We start from the raw sequence: 17,685 nt of genomic DNA on the forward strand, positions 1-17,685 counted from the left end.
CGCGCAGACCTCTCACGTCCGTGAGGGGTCTTTTTTGTGCCCTGGCGTTTGATCCCTCTGGGGGTTCCTCACATGCAAGACGACGCATTCCACGTCTACGACACCACTCTGCGCGACGGCTCGCAGCAGGAGGGGCTGAACCTCTCCGTGCCCGACAAGCTGGCCGTCGCCCGGCATCTGGACGACCTGGGCATCGGCTTCATCGAGGGCGGCTGGCCGGGCGCCAACCCCAAGGACACCGAGTTCTTCAGGCGGGCCCGAACGGAGCTCGACCTGAGGCACGCGCAGCTCACCGCGTTCGGCGCGACCCGCCGGGCCGGAGTGAAGGCCGCCGACGACCCCCAGGTGGCCGCCCTGCGCGAATCCGGCGCGTCCGTCGTGACCCTTGTCGCCAAGAGTCACGACAGGCACGTCGACCTGGCCCTCCGCACCAGCCTGGAGGAGAACCTCGCGATGATCCGCGACACGGTCTCCCACCTGCGTGCGGAGGGCCAACGAGTCTTCCTGGACGCCGAGCACTTCTTCGACGGCTACAAGGCCAACCGCGCCTACGCGCTGGAGGCGGTCCGGACCGCCGCGGAGGCGGGCGCGGACGTCGTCGCGCTCTGCGACACCAACGGCGGCATGCTCCCGGACGAGCTGGCCGAGGTCGTCCACGAGGTCGTCGGGTACGGGGTGCGGGTCGGCATCCACTGCCACGACGACTCCGGCTGCGCGGTCGCGAACACACTGGCCGCCGTGAAGGCGGGCGCCACCCATGTCCAGGGCTGCGCGAACGGCTACGGCGAGCGCAGCGGCAACGCCAACCTGTTCACCGTCGTCGGGAACCTGCAGCTCAAGCGCGGGATGAACCTCGTGTCGGACACGCAGCTCGCCGAGATGACCCGGATCGCGCACGCCGTCTCCGAGGTCACCAACGTCGCGCCGAGCTCGCAGCAGCCGTACGTGGGCGTGTCCGCGTTCGCGCACAAGGCGGGGCTGCACGCGTCCGCCGTCAAGGTCGACCCGGACCTGTACCAGCACATCGACCCGGCCGCCGTCGGCAACGACATGCGGATGCTCGTGTCCAGCATGGCGGGGCGCGCGTCCGTCGAGCTGAAGGGCCGCGAGCTGGGCTACGACCTGTCCGGCGAGAAGGCCAAGGCCGTCGTCGGCAAGGTCAAGGAGCTGGAGTCCACCGGCTACACCTTCGAGGCCGCGGACGCCTCGTTCGAGCTGCTGCTGCGCGAGGAGCTGACCGGCGTCCGGCAGCGGCACTTCGAGGTCGAGTCGTGGCGCTCGATCGTGGAGCGCCGCCCCGACGGGTCCATGGTCAGCGAGGCCACGGTCAAGCTGCACGCCAAGGGCGAGCGGATCATCGCGACGGGCGAGGGCAACGGCCCCGTCAACGCCCTCGACAACGCGCTGCGCATCGCGCTCGGCCGCCTCTACCCGGAGCTGGCGCGACTGGAACTGGTCGACTACAAGGTCCGCATCCTGGAGGGCGCGCACGGCACCGACGCGCGGACCCGGGTGCTGGTCGAGTCCAGCGACGGCGAGCGCGAGTGGGGGACGGTCGGCGTCGAGGACAACGTCATCGCCGCGTCCTGGCAGGCCCTGGAGGAAGCCGTCACCTACTGCCTGCTGCGCGCCGGGTACGAGGCGAGCTGATCGGGAATCTCCTCGGCCGCGTGGGCATTATCGGGGCATGAGCACCGAGATCACCGACAACGCCGGGAAGAGCCGCTACGAGATCAGGCTGGACGGGGACCTCGCCGGGTTCGCCCAGTACAAGCTGGGCGAATGCGCCGTCACCTTCACCCACACCGAGGTCGACCCCGCGTTCGAGGGCAAGGGCGTGGGCGGTTCGCTGGCCCGGGGCGCGCTGGACGACGTCCGCGGCAGGGGGCTCTCGGTCGTCCCGCGGTGCCCGTTCATCAAGAAGTGGATCGACAAGCACCCCGACTACCAGGACCTCGTCCGCTAGACGGCCTGGAGCCGGGACTTGCCGCCCTCCAGCATCAGCCACGCCGACAGCGACGTCTCCTTCACCCGCACCCGGACCCGCGAGTAGCGGCCGGGGTCGACCAGGCCCGGCGCGGGCGTGATCACCGTGTCGAAGACGAAGCCGGACGCGACGAAGGCCAGGTCCGCGCCCGTCTCGGCGACCCGCCGCTTCACCGCGGGCGCGTCCACCATCCGGCGCGTCGTGATGATGGAGATGCCGGACACGCCCTTCGGGCCGCGCTGCACGGGGCCGACGTGCAGCGCGGCCCGCAGCTGCAGCCGGGTGGCCTCGGCGGCGCGCCGGTTGTGCCGGCGCAGTTCCGCCGCCAGGTGCGCGAGCATCGGGTCGACGACCGCCTCGGTGGGCGTGGTCGGCGGGACGATGACGAGCGCCCCGTCCCCGCGGTCCTCCTGGTAGAGGCGGGACAGGTCGAGGCCGGACGCGGTGAACGCCTCGCCCATCAGGTCGTACATGGCGTCGCGGACGAAGTCGCGGTCGGCGTCGGTGCGCACCGGGGAACTGAAACCCGTGATGTCGGTGATGAGGATGGAGCAGTTCCCCTGCGCCCCCTGGAACAGCTCTCCCGGGTCGCGCCGCTCGATCTGCCGCCGGTAGACCTGCCGTTCGAGGATGGCCCGCACCCGCGGATTCCCGTCGAGGAACGCGCCGAAGTCATGGGCTTCGATCCGCAGCGCTTGGACGTCGCTCTCCGCCGTCACCGTGGCGGACCGGTCCCGGACCATCAGCGCCGCCCGCTCGCCGACCAGCTCACCGGCGCCCCGGAACGCGACGATCCGCTGCTCGGCGCCCTCCTGCACCCAGACCCGCGTCCAGCCGGACAGGATCACGATGACCTCCCCGGCCGCCCCGCCCTCATGGCACAGCACGTCCTCCCTGCGGTAGCGGTGCCCGCGGGCCCGCGCTATGAGGGCGTGCCGCTCGGCGGAGGTCAGCGCGTTCCAGAACGTGTCGTCACCGTCCACGGCCACATCGGTGGCGGGTGCCACGGCGGGCAGGACGGAGGACGCCTGCGGGGGACCGGAGGTCTCCTGCAGCGTGCCGGCCCTGAGGTACTGGACGAGGGCGTTCGCCACGCTCACGGCGAGGCAGGACAGGAACGTCAGGAACCCGGTGATCGCGGCGCTCACCGAGCCGCCCAGCGCGTATCCGAGCGTCACGGTCAGGAGCGTCACGGGAGTCGTGACCTTCGCGTTCAGCAGGCCGGCTCCGGCGTGCGAGGCCGTCCGCCTCCGCAGCCGCGCCACCCAGCGGTTCGTGCTCACGGAGTCTTCCTTCCCCCGGGAAGGTCCGGCGACCGTGCGCCGTCTCCTCGGCGTTGACCCTGTCCCCACGTCTCCCGGCACCCAGACTAGGATCATGTGCATATGAACGCCATACGAAAGCTGTATAAAATGCGGTGACGATTAGGTGGCCTGATGGCAAGAATCATGCGATGCTGAGATTGCGGAGGTTTCCCGGCAGCCGGCCGGGGAAGCCTCTCATCCACACCCTGGACGTGGGGGCATGGGTTCGCTGCACGATCGCCTGACCGGAGGCACCCGGCCCCTGGCGCCGAACGCACGGTGGGCCGGGCTCCGCGCCCCGGATTGGAGAAAGCGCTCATGACGAACTTCCGAGCAGCCTCCGGCACGTCGGGTGCGGACATGGACGCCGACGATCCCGGCCACCGCGCGGAGGCGGTTCCGCAGAGCGAGCGCGTCACCGTCAACCTGACCGGCAAGGCCGTCCAGGCCCTCCAGCGCCTCCAGGAGCAGACCGGCTACAACAAGACGGACTGCATCAACCGCGCCCTGATCATCGCCAACGAGATCGAGGGCATGTCCCGCAACCCCGGCAGCCTCTACTGGCGCGAAACCCCCGACAGCGACCTGATGCTCGTCCGCTTCGTCTGACGGCCCGGCGCATCTGCCGCCTGTCAGCGGCGTCGCGTGTGTTCGGTAATGCGGCGGAACGGAGCGGCAGGCGGGACGGGCTTCTGGAAGAGGGCGCCTGAAGGAGTGTTGTCGCTGGTCTGGCGAACCGCGACGTCCTGGAAGCCCTGGCGGCGGTAGTAGGCGTGGAGGTCGGCGTTGTCGGTCCAGACGTCGATCCTGATCAGTTCCGTGTTCCGCTGCTGGGACGCGCCCTTGAGGGCCGCCCAGTCGATCAGTTCGGCTCCCAGGCCGTCGCCCGCGTACTCGCGGTCGATGACCAGGCGGTGGAGGTAGACGGCCTCGGTGCGGCGTTCCTCCGGCGTCCAGAGCTCCTCGTGGCCGATGAGTTTGATGGAGACGGTGCCGATCGGGCGCTCCCTGTCGAAGAGCAGCCAGGTCTCTCCATCGAGGAGCGCTTCGTAGACGCGTTTCGTGCGGTCGTCGGGACTCGGCCACGGGCGGGCCCACTGGGTCGTGTTCTTCTCGGTCCGCAGCCACTCGGCCGCCTGGTCGATGAGGCCGAGGACGATGTCGAGGTCGTCCGGCCCGGCGGTGCGGATGTGGAAGTCGGTGCGGGCCCGGCTGCGCCGGCGGGCCCTGGTGTCTGTGTCCACGTGCTCCTGACTCCGGAAAGAATCGAGCCCCCGCCTCCCGGCCGGTCATGGGAGAGCCTCGGGCTCCCATTCGGTCGGGAAAGGGGGGCGTGTGGATAGGTGTGAGACCGCCGACGTGGTCGGACGGTGGCGATCTATCCGCTTCCGGCGCCGTCGGCCGGTGGGGGTTCGCGCGGAGCGTCCTCAGGCTGCGCCAGACCCGGCGCCCTGAGTACGTCGTCGGGGACCTGCCCGTCGTTGTAGTGCAGCCGTGTGCGGTCGGCGGGCCAGACCGTCACGGTGAGCCGGAACGCCTTGCCGTCGGGGGAGTAGGCCGTCCGGACCGTCTCGAAGACGACGTCGGCCGCGGATTCGCCCAGGCTGAAGAACCGCTTCTCGTTCTCGTCCGGGACGCGCACCTTGATCTCGTCGTGGAAGCCGACCTCGCTGTACCCGAGCGTCTCGCCCAGGTAGGCGACGGCGCCCTCGGGGATGTCGCGCGGGGACAGCAGGCGGGACGCGCCGCCGGTCGCGAAGTCGAGCGGGTAGAAGGAGGTCTGCATGGCCCAGGGCCGTCCGTCCATGAAGATCTCCTGGTGCCGGGAGATGAGCTCGGCGCCCGGATCGGACTGCAGGTACCGGGCGATGACCTTGGTGCCCTCCTGGATCTCGACCTTGACCTGCGACACCGACACGTCGCGGTGCGCGGGGATGAAGGCGTCCCGGTTGTACCACTCGCCCGACCCCCTGCCGGGTGCGAGGCCCAGCGCCACCGCGGACAGCGTCACGTGGACGATGTTGGGCCGCCCGACGACGAACGTCCCCTTGCCCTGCTGGGAGACGACGTATCCCTGCTGCTGCAGCCAGGACAGCGCGTCCCGGACGGTGTTGCGCGACGCCTTGTAGTGCGCTTCCAGATCCTTCTCGGCGGGCAGGCGCCGCCGGCCGGCCGTCCCGTCACCGGAGGCGAGGTCGCCCGACTCGATACGGCGGAGCAGGTCATCGGCTATGTCGCGCCAACGGAGAGGCGTCGTCCGAGCCATCTGATCCGCTCCCTTCCAACTCGATCCGCGGGCGACGGTGCGGCCGCCGGGAGCGAGCAACGTGCACTGAACCGGACTCCACGTCTGAACAAGTACTTCCCGCCCAACGTGTTTGCAATCTCTAAAAAGGGTAACACCTTGAGTGAAAGACTTGTTGGTACAAGTCAACCAGCTGAAAACTCGGACAACACTAGCAGTCGGAAGTCCTGGATGTAAGGGATACCGCGAACCACTCGGAGGAGGGTTCAACATGACCGCGATGGTCGCCCTGTGGGTCCTCGGTCCCGCGGCACTGTTCCTGACCCTGTCGCTCTATGTCGCCTTCGTGGGTTACCGCACGAAGGACCTGAAGTTCCGCAGCCAGATGACGACTCCGACGCCGGCGGTCGGCCGCCGGGGCCGGCTGGTCAACGTGGCGGTTCCGGCCGACCGGACGCCGCCGGCCGGGTACGTCCGGCAGGTTCGCCCGGTCGAGCCGGTCGGGCCGGGCACATGACCTCCGGTCGCCGCGGGGCGGGCCGCTGACCTAAGGAGAGTTCGACGTGGAAGACAGCCGGATGGACGCGGTGCCGAGCGCGCCGGCCCTGGGGCCGAGAGATGGCCGGGCCGACCAGTGGGCCTCCTGGGAGGAGACGCTCCCCTGGGAGGAGCCGACCGAGCGGGCCCTCCCGCTCCTGATGCTCACTCCGGTTCCCGGCCCCCGCGCGCCGCGCGGGCCCTGGCCGGGGACCGCCGAGGCCGTGGTCACCGGGATCGCGGTCCTGGTGATCACGGCCGAGCTGGGACGCCGGGCGAGTGCGCCGGCGCGGCTGACCGCGGTCTGCTCCGCGGGCGCCTGCGCCGTGGTGATCGTGCCCCGCCTTGTGCCCCGCCTCCCCGCGACGGCTTCGCTTCCGCGCCACCGGTTCCGGCCGGCCCGCCGCACCAGCTTCGCGGGCGCCGCGCCTTGAGCGTCCGCACGACGGAAATGACCTGGGACTGAAGGGAGGTATGTGGCCAAGGGGGGAGTTTGGCCTGCCTTCAGCCAAATTCTTTCGCCGGGGAACGGGACATAACAGATCTTTTCCCTCATACTTCGTAGTGACCGAAGAGAGGGATGACCAGTGATCGGCCACAAGCGACCCCTGCCTCACCCGGACCCCTTCGTCGACGTCACCCGCGGATACATCACCCGCGTCGGCGAGGCGCTGCAGGCGCGCGGGGTGCCGCTCTCGACAGTCTGGCTCGACCCGTCCCATCCTCGGGACGCCACCTTCGTCCTCGGGCTCCAGGCCCTCGTGTGGAACGAGTCCGAGGGATTCGTGCTCGGGGAGTTCGTCTCCGGAGAGCCCGGCGTCCGTACCGTGCTGCGTGACCCCGTCCGGCTCGAAGGCGGCGTCCTGCCCGATCCGGACGCCGTTCCGATCCTGCTGGAGCGCGGCGGTGCGGGTGCCCCTGTGTCCCTGCGGTCCTTCACCGCAGGCCACGATGGGTTCGAGGACGAACTCGCCCGCCATCGCCTGGGGTGACCCGCCGGCACGGTAACGGAGAAAGTTCGCCAAACGTGGCGAAATCGGTGGCGGATTACTGACGAAGCGTCCACTATGAGGATCTACACGGCACGTGTGAGGTTCCGGCGTGCCGTGTCCCAGTTAACCGACCCGCCGGAGTGATCGTATGCCTGTCCGCCCCTGGAGTCCCGAGGATCTCGGGCGTCCTACGGACGGGACCTGGGCGGACGTCGCCTTCGGCCTCGGCGAGCTGTACGAGCGCGAGGACGATCTGGAGCAGGCCGCCGACTGGTACCGGCGGGCCGCCGAGTCCGGACGCGCCGACGCCGCGCTGCGCCTCGGCGCCGTGCTGGGGCGCCTGGCCGACGCCGGAGCGGCCGCCGACTCGGCCGAGGATCTGCTGGCCGAGGCCACCCGCTGGCTCAGCGGTGCGCAGGACGCCACCACGCCGGACGCCATCGAGCTGATCACCGATATGCTCAACCGGCAGCTGCGGCAGGCCGCACGCCGCGGACTCGAACCGGCTCCGGCGGGCTGACGCGTTTGCGTGCGAGCGGGTGAACCGATCCGCCCCGCCGGTCGTCGGAGTCCATGAGATCGGCGACAGTGGAAGGTGGACGTGGTGAGCGGCGAGGAGCCCGGGTACGTACCCCCGGACCACAAGACGACCACTGAGTTCAGCGCCCGCGGCAAGGCCGCGGCGCCTGGGGGGCTCCCCGGCTCGGACGAGGTGGCGGAAGCCGATCCGGCCGTCGTCGACGACCCGATGGACGATCTCTTCGACGCGGACGCGACGGTCCAGGACGTCCCGCGGGCGCACGACACGCCCTTCCAGGGCCTCCCTTCCGGCAGCCCCGAGGACTACTCGGAGGACGACGCCGAAGACGACCCGGAGATGACGTTCCAGGACGGGCCGGTCGACGACCCGGACGAGATCTTCCAGGATGATCCGGATGTAACGTTCCAGGACAATCCCCCCGGTGCCGCGGAGGACGAGGCGTCCGTCACCGTGGTCGAGCCGCCGGCCACCGTCACCGACACCCCCATGGAACGGCCTGCCGCTCCGGCTCCGCCCGTCCCGCCGCATGAGGCCGTGGCGTTCGGGCACGGCGCGATGCCGGCGCCGCAGCACCCGCAGGCTCCCGTCCCCGAGCAGCCGCCCGCTCCCCAGCGGAGGCCCGTGCCCGACCAGGTGTTCGTGGCCGGGCAGCCGCCCCAGGCGCCTCCCGCCGAGCGGCCCGCGCCTGTCGAGGCGCCGTGGACGGAGCAGTTCGCCTCCGAAGGCGAGGCGACGAATCCGGGCGAGGCGGGCAATCCTGCGTTCGCCTATGCCATGCAGGGCATTCCGCCTCTCGGCCAAGGGGCGATGGAGCCGGTGCACCACGGGGCGACCGCCCCGGCGGTGCCGCAGTCCGCGGTATCGCCGTCCGGCGGGATGCTCGGCAGTCCGTCGCCGTCCCGCTCCAAGCGCCCGCTGATCGTGATCGCGCCGATCGCCGTCGTCGTGGTCCTGGTTCTCGCAGCCGTCGTGGTGCTGCTCGGCCGGGGCTCCGAGACGAAGGGCCAGGCGGGAGCGAAGACGTCCCCGACGGCGAGTGCCCCGGCGACACCGGGGGCCGGCGCCGGCCCGGCGACGACCGGCGCGCCCTCGCCCGGCGGGTCGCCCGCGACGCCTCCGTCGTCCGGCGGTCCGTCGGCGCAGCCGCCCGGAGGCCAGCAGCCCGGAGGCCAGCAGCCCGGCGGGCAGCCGCCCGTTTCACCGCCTCCGGCGACCACCGCCCCGATCGGCCCCGTGGTGGCGGGCAACGGCATCACGTACCAGCTCGTCCAGCAGGACGAGGGGTACTTCGAGGGCAAGATGGTCATCACCAACCACACCCAGCAGCCCATGTCGACGTGGTCGCTGGCGTTCCGCGTCGCGCGGGCGAACGTGAAGAACGTCTGGGGCGCGCAGCTCGTGCGCGGCGGCTCGACGGTCGAGCTCCGGAACCTGTCCGGCGTCCCGGCGATCCCGCCGGGCGGCACGTGGGACGTCCAGTTCGGTGCGGCCGGGCCCGCGTCCACCCCGCAGGGCTGCTGGCTCAACGGCAAGGCGTGCGGCTTCTGAGCGGTCTACTAGGCTCTCGGACATGCGTATCGCCAGGTTCTCCACCGACGACGGCATGTCCTTCGGTGTGGTGGAGGAGAACACCGTCGCCGTCATCGCGGCCCATCCCTTCGGTGAGCTGACGTTCACCGGGCAGCGCCTCCCGCTCGCCGACGTCCGCCTGCTCGCGCCGATCCTGCCCAGCAAGATCATCGCGATCGGGAAGAACTACGCCGACCACGTCCGCGAGATGGGCGGGGACGAGCCGCCCGCCGAGCCGGTGCTGTTCTCCAAGCCGTCCACCGCCGTGATCGGCCCGGGGGAGGCGATCGCCTACCCGCAGAAACTGTCGGAGCGGGTCGACCACGAGGGCGAGCTGGCCGTCGTCATCGGCCGGATGTGCCGCGAGGTGCCGGCGTCCCGCGCCGCCGAGGTCATCCTCGGCTACACCTGCGCCAACGACGTCACGGCCCGCGACCTTCAGAAGAAGGACGGGCAGTGGACGCGGGCCAAGGGCTTCGACACGTTCTGCCCGATCGGGCCGTGGATCGAGACCGAGATCGACCCGGCGGACCTGGCGATCTCCACGACCGTGAACGGCGAGGTGCGGCAGGAGGCCCGCACGTCCCTTCTCCTGCACGACATTCCCAACCTGGTCGAGTACGTCAGCCAGGTCATGACGCTGCTGCCCGGCGACGTCATCCTTACCGGAACCCCCGCCGGCGTCGGCCCGCTGGATATCGGGGACGAGGTGACCGTCACGATCGAGAACATCGGCAGCCTCACGAACCGGGTCATCGCCCGCGACTGAGGAGGGCCATGGTGTTCACCGGATTCACCGACCAGGCGTTCTCGTTCTACGAAGGCTTGCAGAGCGACAACAGCAAGCCCTACTGGACGTCCCATAAGGACACCTATGAACGCCATGTGCGCGAACCTCTGACGGAACTGTGCGCCGAGCTTGAGGAGGAGTTCGGCGCGGTCAAGCTCTTCCGCCCCTACCGGGACGTGCGGTTCAGCAAGGACAAGACCCCGTACAAGACGCACCAGGGCGGGCACACCAGCGAAGGCTTCTACCTCCAGGTCGACGCGGACGGCCTCATGGTCGCGGGCGGCATGTACGCCCCGACCCCTGAGCAGCTCCGCCGATACCGGGACGCCGTCGGCTCGGAGACGTACGGCGGTGAACTCCAGCGCATCGTGGACGAACTGCGCAAGGCCGACATGGAGATCGCGGGGGACCGGCTCAAGACCCGCCCACGCGGGACCTCCCCGGACCATCCGCGGCTGGACCTCCTGAGGCACCGCTCCCTGTACGCCCACTCGGGCTGGCCCGCCGACCCCTGGATGGCCGACCGGGAAGAGGTCCTCACGCGCGTGCGATCCTCATGGCGGCGCCTCCGCCCGCTCGTCGACTGGGGCCGCGAGCACATCGGGCCGCCCGACTTCACGCGGTGACACGTCGGGCCAGGCCAATCGTTTTGGCCAAGGTCCCAAGGTCCTGTATTCTCATCGAGGCGCGAGCGACCGGCCGGAAACGGTTCGGGAGCCCGTACCTCACTGGGGTATGGTGTAATCGGCAGCACGAGTGATTCTGGTTCACTTAGTCTAGGTTCGAGTCCTGGTACCCCAGCTGCGTCCGCCCAGGCGGACACACGCCCCCGTCGTCTAGTGGCCTAGGACGCCGCCCTCTCAAGGCGGTAACGGCGGTTCGAATCCGCTCGGGGGTACGTGGCGGGCCCACCTGCTCATCGAGCTTCGCTCGATTTCGCCGGTGCCCGCAGTGTCTCCCAGGGGGCGACCCCCTGGAACCCCCGGCTGTTCGGGCTTCGCCCTCACGTGGCGGGGCTGTCTGCTCGATGCCCTTCGGACATCCTCGCCGAGGCTCGTAGTGTTTCGCTGGGGGCCTCGCTCCTGGAATTCCTCGCTGTGGCGGGCGCCAAGCTCATCGGGGATCACTTGTTTTCGGCAAGGCCGCAGCGTCGCTCATGAGAGCGGCGACCCGCTGGAAATCCGGCTGTGGCGGGATGCCGTGCTCATCGCGCTTCGTTCGGTTTGGTGGGTCCGCAAATGTCGCTTCAGGGGGAGACCCTCTGGAACTCTCGCTGTTCGGCCTCGGCCGGTTTGGGGTGCGCCCGCACTTTTTTGGGGGCAATTCCTGTGCTTGGTCGTTCCATCAACTCGGTACCTTCCTGGAATACAAGGCACGTCGGGCCGGGGTGTCGTTCCTGAAAGTGGATCCGAACCACACCTTCCGATGTCCCGTGCCGTGGTGCGGGCATGTCTCCCGTCGCAACCAGCCCGCCCGGGACGGGGTCGCTGCGTCGTGTGCGGGCTCGCCGGCTTAGCGCCAGGACGGGTCCGACCGGGCCGGGCGCAAAGGGCGGGGTGAGGCGTCCCCCCGGAACGGCTGCCAGCCGCGCCGCTACCAAGCTCGGCCGTTCACGGCCGAGAGGGGTGACATGGGCTGCGGGGGGCGGAGTCGGTCGAAATCGGGTCGAGGTGGGGGCGGGGGTCCGGTAGGCTGGGCGAGGCCCGAGCGGGAGACCGTGAGGGTTCATGGTCCGGCCCCCGTCGTCTAGTGGCCTAGGACGCCGCCCTCTCAAGGCGGTAACGGCGGTTCGAATCCGCTCGGGGGTACCAGCAACCGCAGACCACCATCCCGGTGATCTGCGGTTTCTTGTTTCATGGAGCCCCTTCGTCTCGGGGCACGGTCGGGCGTGGCGTTCGCGGGTATGGGGTGCGCCATGAGCGCGATGCGAGCCGTGCAGGTCGTCGGGTATCACGAGAACCTGCGGATGGCCGAGGCCCCCGTCCCGGAGCCCGAAGGGCCGTTCGACGTCGTGGTGAAGATCGGCGGCGCGGGCGTGTGCCGTACCGACCTGCACGTCCTTGAAGGGCAGTGGGCGGAGAAGTCGCAGGTCGAACTCCCGTACACGATCGGGCACGAGAACGCCGGGTGGGTGCACGCCGTGGGGTCCGCGGTCACCAACGTGGCGGAGGGCGACAAGGTGATCGTCCACCCGCTGATCACGTGCGGTCTGTGCCGGGCCTGCCGGTCCGGGGACGACGTGCACTGCGAGAACAGCGCGTTCCCCGGCATCGACACCGACGGCGGGTACGCCGACTACCTGAAGACGTCCGCGCGGAGCGTGGTGAAGCTGGACGAGTCGCTGGAGCCGGCGGACGTGGCGGCCTTCGCCGACGCCGGGCTCACCGCGTACCACGCCGCGGCCAAGGCGGCGCGGCGGCTCACGCCGCGGGACCGGTGCGTGGTCATCGGCGCCGGCGGGCTCGGGCACATCGGCGTCCAGGTGCTGAAGGCGATCAGTCCCGCCGAGCTCATCGTGGTCGACCGCGACCCGGACGCGGTGAAGCTCGCTGCGGAGATCGGCGCCGACCAGGCGATCGTCGCGGACGGCCCGCACGTCGGCAAGGTCCTCGACCTGACCGGCGGGCAGGGCGCCGAGGTCGTCGTCGACTTCGTCGGCGAGGGCGGTGCGACCGCGGAGGGCGTCCGGATGCTGCGGCGGGCCGGTGACTACCACGTGGTCGGCTACGGCGAGAACATCGACGTCCCCACGATCGACATCATCTCCGCGGAGATCAGCTTCATCGGCGACCTCGTCGGGTCCTACAACGACCTGTCCGACCTGATGGCGCTCGCGGCGCGAGGGGCGGTCATCCTGCACACCGCCAAGTACGCGCTGGAGGACTTCCAGTCCGCGATCGACGACCTGGACGCCGGGCGGGTCCGGGGCCGCGCCATCCTCACGCCGTGACGTGAACGGCCTCGCCGCCGGGAATGCTCCAGTACGTGAAGTCTGGGGCGAAGCGCTGGAACGGCCTGCTCGTCGCGGTCATGGTGCTCGTCACGGTGGACGTGCTCGCGGACGGCCCGCTGCGGCGGCTCGACCACATCGTCCACGAGTTCTGCGACGGGCACATCCAGGGCGCGTCGCTGACGGCGGTCGACGTGTTCACCAAGCTCGGCCAGCGCGGCGTCCTGGTGGCGGTCATGGTTCCGCTGGCGCTCATCGCCGCGGCGCGTACTCGTTCCTGGCGCCTTCCCCTCATGAGCGCCGTCATCGTGGGCGGTGTGTCACTGCTGCAGGTGGTGCTGAAGGCGGCGATTCCCAGGACTTATCCGATCAGTGAGACCGATGTGCTGTTCAGGCGCGGGGACGCCTTTCCGTCCGGGCACACCCTCAACGCGTTCGTGCTCGTCTGGGTCCTGCTGGAACTGCTCGTCGTCGCGTTCCCCCGGGTCCGCTTACCGCCGCGCCGTCGCCACCACATCGCGGTGACGGCAGGAATGGTGGTGGCGGTGGCCCTCACCCTGACCGACAAGCACTGGCTCACCGACTGCGTCTTCAGTGTCGCGCTCGGCCTGGTTCTGCTCCGCTCCTTGAGCGCCATGGATCCTCTGAGACTCCACGGAAGACGCCCGGCGTGATACGACCACGAGGGGGCTGAGACCTACCTGCCCGGTGACGACGTCGACCTGGTGCTCGAAGGCACGGCGCACCTGGTTCGGGACGCCGACCGGCTGCAGCGGGTGGCGGACCTGTCCCCGGCCAAGTATCCGTGGTGGCATCCGGTCGTCAGGGACGGGGAGTTCTACGATCGGCCGACACCGCGCTGAGCGACCCCCGGCACGTCTTCGCGGTCGTGCCGGCGGACCCGCTCAGCGCCGGGACGCGGTCTTGGTGAGGACATACTCGATCATGGTGATCAGCACCCGCTTGGCCGAGTCCCGGCTGCGCACGTCGCACAGCACCAGCGGCACGTCCTCGTCCAGGTCCAGCGCGATCCGCACGTCCTCGGGATCCTTGCGCTCGATGCCGTCGAAGCAGTTGACCGCGACCATGAACGGGGTGCGGCGGTCCTCGAAGTAGTCGACGGCGGCGAAGCAGTCGGCGAGGCGGCCCACGTCGGCGAGCACCACCGCGCCGATGGCGCCCAGCGCCAGTTCGTCCCACATGAACCAGAAACGCTGCTGGCCCGGCGTCCCGAACAGGTACAGCACCAGGTCGTCCGGGAGCGTGATCCGGCCGAAGTCCATGGCCACGGTCGTGCTGATCTTGTTGTCGACACCTGTGGTGTCGTCGACGCCCACACTCCGGTCGGTGAGGAGCTCCTCGGTGCGCAGCGGGCGAATCTCGCTGATCGAGCCCACCATCGTCGTCTTGCCGACCCCGAACCCGCCGGCGATGAGGATCTTCGCGGCGGTCAGCTTACCCTCGCCTCCGGTGGCGGCCGCGCCCGGTTCGTGGACGGCGGTGTCAGAGTGCACGTAGTCCATTCAGCAGCTTCCTTAGTACGAGCTCGTCCGGGGTGTCGCCGGTGGGGGTCGGTTTCAGCACCCTGAGCAGGTTTTCGTCGCGCAGGTCGTCGACGAGGACGCGCACGACGCCGACGGGCAGGTTGATCTCGGACGCCAAGTCGGCGAAGGTGATCGGCCGCCGGCAGATCGCCACCAGCCTGCGGTGCTCAGGGTCAAGCCGCACCCGCCGCGGAACCGGCACACCGGTCGCCTCCAGTACGGAGATCAGGTCGAGGCTGTCATCGCGTAGCCGCGTCCTGCCCCGCGTGACCGTGTAGGGACGGACGACCGGTCCCGCGTCCCCGTCAAGCCATTCGGTCATTGCTCACCCGGCCTCACCTGAGGCTCGACCCCGACAGCCGGGGCATGACCGGCGGTCGCTCGGCGAGCCGCTCGGCGAGTTCGGTCATCTCGTACACGACCGCGCCCGCGTCCTCGTCCGGGGGGCTCAGCACGGCGAGGCATGCGTGCTCCCCGGACGGCACCATGAACACCAGCATCGAGTCCATCTCGATGACGCTCTGCATCAGCTCGCCGCCGCCGAACCGCCGGCACGCGCCGCGGGCGAGTCCCTGCACGCCTGCCACCAGCGCGGACAGATGCTCGGAGTCCTCCCGGCCGAGACCGGAGGAGCAAGCCACGACCAGCCCGTCTTTGGAAAGGAGGACCGCACCGCCCAACCTCCCCGCGCTGCCGACCAAGCCGTCGAGGAGCCGGCGCACGTCCTCGGCCGTGATCGGTGGTTCCGTCATCGCTCACCCTCGTCGTTCCGTTCGGCGGGCGGGACCGGCGGCGGCTCGGAACGCCCGCGCCGCCACCCGCTCTGCATCGAGGCCATGACCGAACGGGCCCGCTCCGGCGAGCGTTCCGCCCGTCCGGACGACTGCGTCTCCTCCGGGGCGGGCGGTGCGGCTTCGCGCAGCTGCGGGGCCAGGTTCGCGCGGCGTACGCGGCGCGGCATCCCCGCGTGGGTACCCGCGGTCGTGGACGACGTCTTCGCCGGCGGCGGCTCGGGCGGCGGTGGCATGCCGAGCGGGTCGTGGCCGGCGCGGGGCTCGGTGATGCCGACGCGGTGCCGTCCCACGGAGTCCATCGCATACTCCTGCTCGTCCCGGCCGGTGATGTTCCGGGGGTCGGAGCCGGCCGGCGGCGCGGTCCCGTCCGGAGCGGTACCGGTCGGGGCGTTCGCCGGGACGCCCGCCGAACCGGTGTCGGCGTCGGCCACACCGCGGGTCCGGTCCGCTGACACGACTATCGAGTGCGGCAGGAGCACGATGGTCTTGATTCCGCCGTAGGAGTTCGGTTCCAGTGCCACCTTGATCCCGTGCCGGTGCGCGAGGGTCCCGACGACGAACAGCCCGAGTTGCTCGCCGTTGGTCAGGTCGAACTCCGGCTTGCGGCTGAGCTGCTCATTGAAGGCCGCCAGCTTGTCCGGGCCCATGCCCAGGCCGCGGTCCTGGATCTCCACCACGAACCCCTGGCCCACCAGCCCGGCGTCGATCTCGACCGGCGTGTTCGGCGGCGACAGGACGGTCGCGTTCTCGATCAGCTCGGCCAGCAGATGGATCACGTCGGCGACGGCCGGGCCGACGATGCCCTCCTCCGCCGTGCTGACCACATCGACACGGGCGTAGTCCTCGATCTCGCCGATGGCGCCGCGCAGCACGTCCAGGACGCCGACCGGATGGCGCCAGCCGCGACCGGGCGCGGCGCCGGACAGGATGATCAGACCCTCGGCGTGCCGCCGCATGCGGGTGGTGAGGTGGTCGATGGCGAACAGGTCGGCCAGGGCGTCCGGGTCGGAGGCCTTGCGTTCCAGCGTGTCCAGCATCGCCAGCTGGCGGTGCAGCAGCGACTGGTTGCGCCGGGCCAGGTTCTGGAACACCTGGTTCACCGCCGTGCGCAGCTCGGCCTGGCCGACGGCGGCCTCGACGGCGGTGCGCTGGACGGACGAGAACGCGGCCGCGACGTTGAACACCTCGGCCGTCCTACCGACCTCCAGCGGCGGGGCCTCCGTCGCCACATCGACCTTGTCTCCGCGGCTCAGCCGCCGCACCACGTCGGGCAGCCGCTCCTCGGCCAGGGCGTGCGCGGTGCCCTGCAGGCCGCGCAGGTCGCGGCTGATGCGGCGGCCGAACCGGAGCATGAGGAACGCCGTCAGGACGATCGCGAACAGGCCGGTGGCGCCGATGAGAGCGAGGCGCAGCAGGGTCTCGTCGGAGACCTGCTTGGCGTCGTCGGCCAGTATCACCCGGGACTTTCCGAGCGCACCGTCCATCTCTCCGATGGAGGCCGCCGCAGCGGCCTTCCACGCGGCCGGGTTGGTCTGCAACCTGGCTCCGGGACGGGTCGCCAGGATGCCGTCCTCCACCGCGGTGAAGGACTTCACGGCGGAGGACGACAGTGCCTGCTGGTAGGGAGCGCCGGTGGCCCGCTTGAGCTCGGAGAGGCTCGAGGTCTCCAGGTACCGCCGTTCGAACACCAGCTTGGTGACCGCGGTGTACTCGGCGGCCGTCATCCGGCCCCCGGCGGAGAGCACGCCGCCCACCAGCGCCGCCTCGCGTCCGAGCAACTCGGTGGCGCGCGACATGTTGGCCAGGTGGAACGCCTGCTGGAGGCCGTCGCCGGCCACGAGCACGTTGACGTACCGGAAGTGGGCTTCGAGGACGTCGTTGTAGGCGTTGAACGCCGCCAGCCTCGTCATGGCGCGGGAGTCGACCTGGCCCCGGAGATCGTTGATCCGGTTGAGTTTCTCCATCAGCGTCGACAGCCGCCGCTTCATCGGGTCGTTCAGGGTGGCCTGGAACTTGCCGGAGCGCACGGCCTTGTTCATCTGGACGATCGTGCCGTCCATCTTCTTGCGGACGGCGTCCATCGACGTGCGCGGCAGGAGGCCGTCGCGGCTCAGCCAGACCACCGACTCCTGCCGTTCCTGCGCCAGAGTGACCAGCATCGGCTGCGCGGCATTGCCGTAGATCTCGTTGGTGGTGTCGAGGTTGCGCTGGTTGACGGCCTTGGACGCGGTGCTCTGCGCCGCGAAGCCCCACAACGTGACCAGTGAGATCATCGGGATGATGATCAGGCCGAAAAGCGAGAACCGAATCGAGCGCCGGCGGGGGCCCCTCACCTGACGAAACGGACGAGGTCGGCGGGGATACGGCTGATGACGTTGTTCATGGTGTCGTCTCCCAGGCTTGGTGTTGCACCGGGCGGCTGAGTCTCGTGA

Annotated in this window: 21 protein-coding genes and 3 tRNA genes; 17 read left to right on the top strand and 7 right to left on the bottom strand. The window is 70.1% G+C overall.

Annotated features, from left to right (window positions below; all coding sequences use genetic code 11):
* Positions 1–72: 72 nt before the first annotated feature.
* Together cimA and ACQPXG_RS12940 are read left to right on the top strand one after the other, a co-directional pair.
* Positions 73–1,650, top strand: a complete 1,578-nt coding sequence (gene cimA / locus ACQPXG_RS12935) for a citramalate synthase (protein ID WP_433467906.1) — start codon at positions 73–75, stop codon at positions 1,648–1,650.
* Positions 1,651–1,687: 37 nt separating this feature from the next.
* A complete protein-coding gene (locus ACQPXG_RS12940) occupies positions 1,688–1,966 on the top strand; it encodes a GNAT family N-acetyltransferase (protein ID WP_433467907.1) in 279 nt (92 codons plus the stop codon).
* Here ACQPXG_RS12940 and ACQPXG_RS12945 read toward each other — a convergent pair.
* A complete protein-coding gene (locus ACQPXG_RS12945) occupies positions 1,963–3,270 on the bottom strand; it encodes a cyclic nucleotide-binding domain-containing protein (RefSeq protein WP_433467908.1) in 1,308 nt (435 codons plus the stop codon). The genes ACQPXG_RS12940 and ACQPXG_RS12945 overlap by 4 nt on opposite strands.
* A 339-nt stretch (positions 3,271–3,609) precedes the next feature.
* Here ACQPXG_RS12945 and ACQPXG_RS12950 point away from each other — a divergent pair, with 339 nt between their 5' ends.
* Entirely contained in the window at positions 3,610–3,900 is a 291-nt protein-coding gene (locus tag ACQPXG_RS12950) for a hypothetical protein (RefSeq protein ID WP_433467909.1), read from the top strand.
* Between the two features lie 23 nt (positions 3,901–3,923).
* Here ACQPXG_RS12950 and ACQPXG_RS12955 read toward each other — a convergent pair whose 3' ends face one another.
* Both ACQPXG_RS12955 and ACQPXG_RS12960 read right to left on the bottom strand, forming a co-directional pair.
* The gene (locus ACQPXG_RS12955) at positions 3,924–4,535 is read right to left on the bottom strand and encodes a GNAT family N-acetyltransferase (protein WP_433467910.1); all 612 of its coding nucleotides are present in this window, start codon (positions 4,533–4,535) and stop codon (positions 3,924–3,926) included.
* Between the two features lie 134 nt (positions 4,536–4,669).
* Positions 4,670–5,557, bottom strand: a complete 888-nt coding sequence (locus tag ACQPXG_RS12960) for a GntR family transcriptional regulator (protein ID WP_433467911.1) — start codon at positions 5,555–5,557, stop codon at positions 4,670–4,672.
* 250 nt (positions 5,558–5,807) lie between these two features.
* Between ACQPXG_RS12960 and ACQPXG_RS12965 the strand changes: the two genes are divergently transcribed.
* The 14 genes from ACQPXG_RS12965 (at position 5,808) to ACQPXG_RS13030 (ending at position 13,778) form a co-directional block, all read left to right on the top strand.
* Positions 5,808–6,053 (top strand): hypothetical protein, encoded by a 246-nt coding sequence (locus ACQPXG_RS12965; RefSeq protein WP_433467912.1) that lies wholly within the window; start codon positions 5,808–5,810, stop codon positions 6,051–6,053.
* Positions 6,054–6,099: 46 nt separating this feature from the next.
* Positions 6,100–6,507 carry a hypothetical protein gene (locus tag ACQPXG_RS12970; RefSeq protein ID WP_433467913.1) on the top strand — a complete coding sequence of 136 codons (408 nt, stop codon included), beginning with the start codon at positions 6,100–6,102 and terminating at the stop codon, positions 6,505–6,507.
* A 153-nt stretch (positions 6,508–6,660) separates the two neighbouring features.
* Complete coding sequence (locus ACQPXG_RS12975) at positions 6,661–7,065, top strand: DUF6292 family protein (protein WP_433467914.1); 405 nt, start codon at positions 6,661–6,663, stop codon at positions 7,063–7,065.
* 148 nt (positions 7,066–7,213) lie between these two features.
* Positions 7,214–7,585, top strand: coding sequence for a hypothetical protein (locus tag ACQPXG_RS12980; protein ID WP_433467915.1), 372 nt, complete (start codon positions 7,214–7,216; stop codon positions 7,583–7,585).
* An 84-nt stretch (positions 7,586–7,669) separates the two neighbouring features.
* Positions 7,670–9,154 (top strand): cellulose binding domain-containing protein, encoded by a 1,485-nt coding sequence (locus ACQPXG_RS12985; RefSeq protein ID WP_433467916.1) that lies wholly within the window; start codon positions 7,670–7,672, stop codon positions 9,152–9,154.
* Between the two features lie 22 nt (positions 9,155–9,176).
* The gene (locus ACQPXG_RS12990) at positions 9,177–9,944 is read left to right on the top strand and encodes a fumarylacetoacetate hydrolase family protein (RefSeq protein ID WP_433467917.1); all 768 of its coding nucleotides are present in this window, start codon (positions 9,177–9,179) and stop codon (positions 9,942–9,944) included.
* Between the two features lie 8 nt (positions 9,945–9,952).
* Positions 9,953–10,591, top strand: coding sequence for a DUF2461 domain-containing protein (locus ACQPXG_RS12995; RefSeq protein WP_433467918.1), 639 nt, complete (start codon positions 9,953–9,955; stop codon positions 10,589–10,591).
* Positions 10,592–10,694: 103 nt separating this feature from the next.
* Positions 10,695–10,766: transfer RNA gene (locus tag ACQPXG_RS13000), tRNA-Gln, on the top strand.
* Positions 10,767–10,790: 24 nt separating this feature from the next.
* Positions 10,791–10,863, top strand: a tRNA-Glu gene (locus ACQPXG_RS13005).
* Between the two features lie 297 nt (positions 10,864–11,160).
* Positions 11,161–11,481 carry a zinc ribbon domain-containing protein gene (locus tag ACQPXG_RS13010; RefSeq protein WP_433469956.1) on the top strand — a complete coding sequence of 107 codons (321 nt, stop codon included), beginning with the start codon at positions 11,161–11,163 and terminating at the stop codon, positions 11,479–11,481.
* A 219-nt stretch (positions 11,482–11,700) separates the two neighbouring features.
* Positions 11,701–11,776 (top strand) — tRNA-Glu (locus ACQPXG_RS13015).
* Between the two features lie 104 nt (positions 11,777–11,880).
* The gene (locus tag ACQPXG_RS13020; RefSeq protein WP_433467919.1) at positions 11,881–12,915 is read left to right on the top strand and encodes an NAD(P)-dependent alcohol dehydrogenase; all 1,035 of its coding nucleotides are present in this window, start codon (positions 11,881–11,883) and stop codon (positions 12,913–12,915) included.
* Between the two features lie 35 nt (positions 12,916–12,950).
* Positions 12,951–13,589, top strand: a complete 639-nt coding sequence (locus tag ACQPXG_RS13025) for a phosphatase PAP2 family protein (RefSeq protein WP_433467920.1) — start codon at positions 12,951–12,953, stop codon at positions 13,587–13,589.
* Between the two features lie 51 nt (positions 13,590–13,640).
* Entirely contained in the window at positions 13,641–13,778 is a 138-nt protein-coding gene (locus ACQPXG_RS13030; RefSeq protein ID WP_433467921.1) for a hypothetical protein, read from the top strand.
* Positions 13,779–13,820: 42 nt separating this feature from the next.
* Here ACQPXG_RS13030 and ACQPXG_RS13035 read toward each other — a convergent pair whose 3' ends face one another.
* The 4 genes from ACQPXG_RS13035 to ACQPXG_RS13050 are packed head-to-tail and all read right to left on the bottom strand — an operon-like array spanning position 13,821 to position 17,526.
* Positions 13,821–14,438, bottom strand: a complete 618-nt coding sequence (locus tag ACQPXG_RS13035) for a GTP-binding protein (RefSeq protein ID WP_433467922.1) — start codon at positions 14,436–14,438, stop codon at positions 13,821–13,823.
* Positions 14,419–14,781, bottom strand: a complete 363-nt coding sequence (locus ACQPXG_RS13040; protein WP_433467923.1) for a DUF742 domain-containing protein — start codon at positions 14,779–14,781, stop codon at positions 14,419–14,421. The genes ACQPXG_RS13035 and ACQPXG_RS13040 overlap by 20 nt, the downstream gene beginning before the upstream one ends.
* 13 nt (positions 14,782–14,794) lie before the next feature.
* A complete protein-coding gene (locus tag ACQPXG_RS13045) occupies positions 14,795–15,211 on the bottom strand; it encodes a roadblock/LC7 domain-containing protein (RefSeq protein ID WP_433467924.1) in 417 nt (138 codons plus the stop codon).
* Positions 15,208–17,526 (bottom strand): sensor histidine kinase, encoded by a 2,319-nt coding sequence (locus ACQPXG_RS13050; RefSeq protein ID WP_433467925.1) that lies wholly within the window; start codon positions 17,524–17,526, stop codon positions 15,208–15,210. Before ACQPXG_RS13050 ends, ACQPXG_RS13045 begins: the two co-directional genes overlap by 4 nt.
* Positions 17,527–17,685: the final 159 nt, after the last annotated feature.

The organism is Spirillospora sp. CA-128828 (assembly GCF_050945415.1).
Lineage (GTDB): Bacteria > Actinomycetota > Actinomycetes > Streptosporangiales > Streptosporangiaceae > Spirillospora.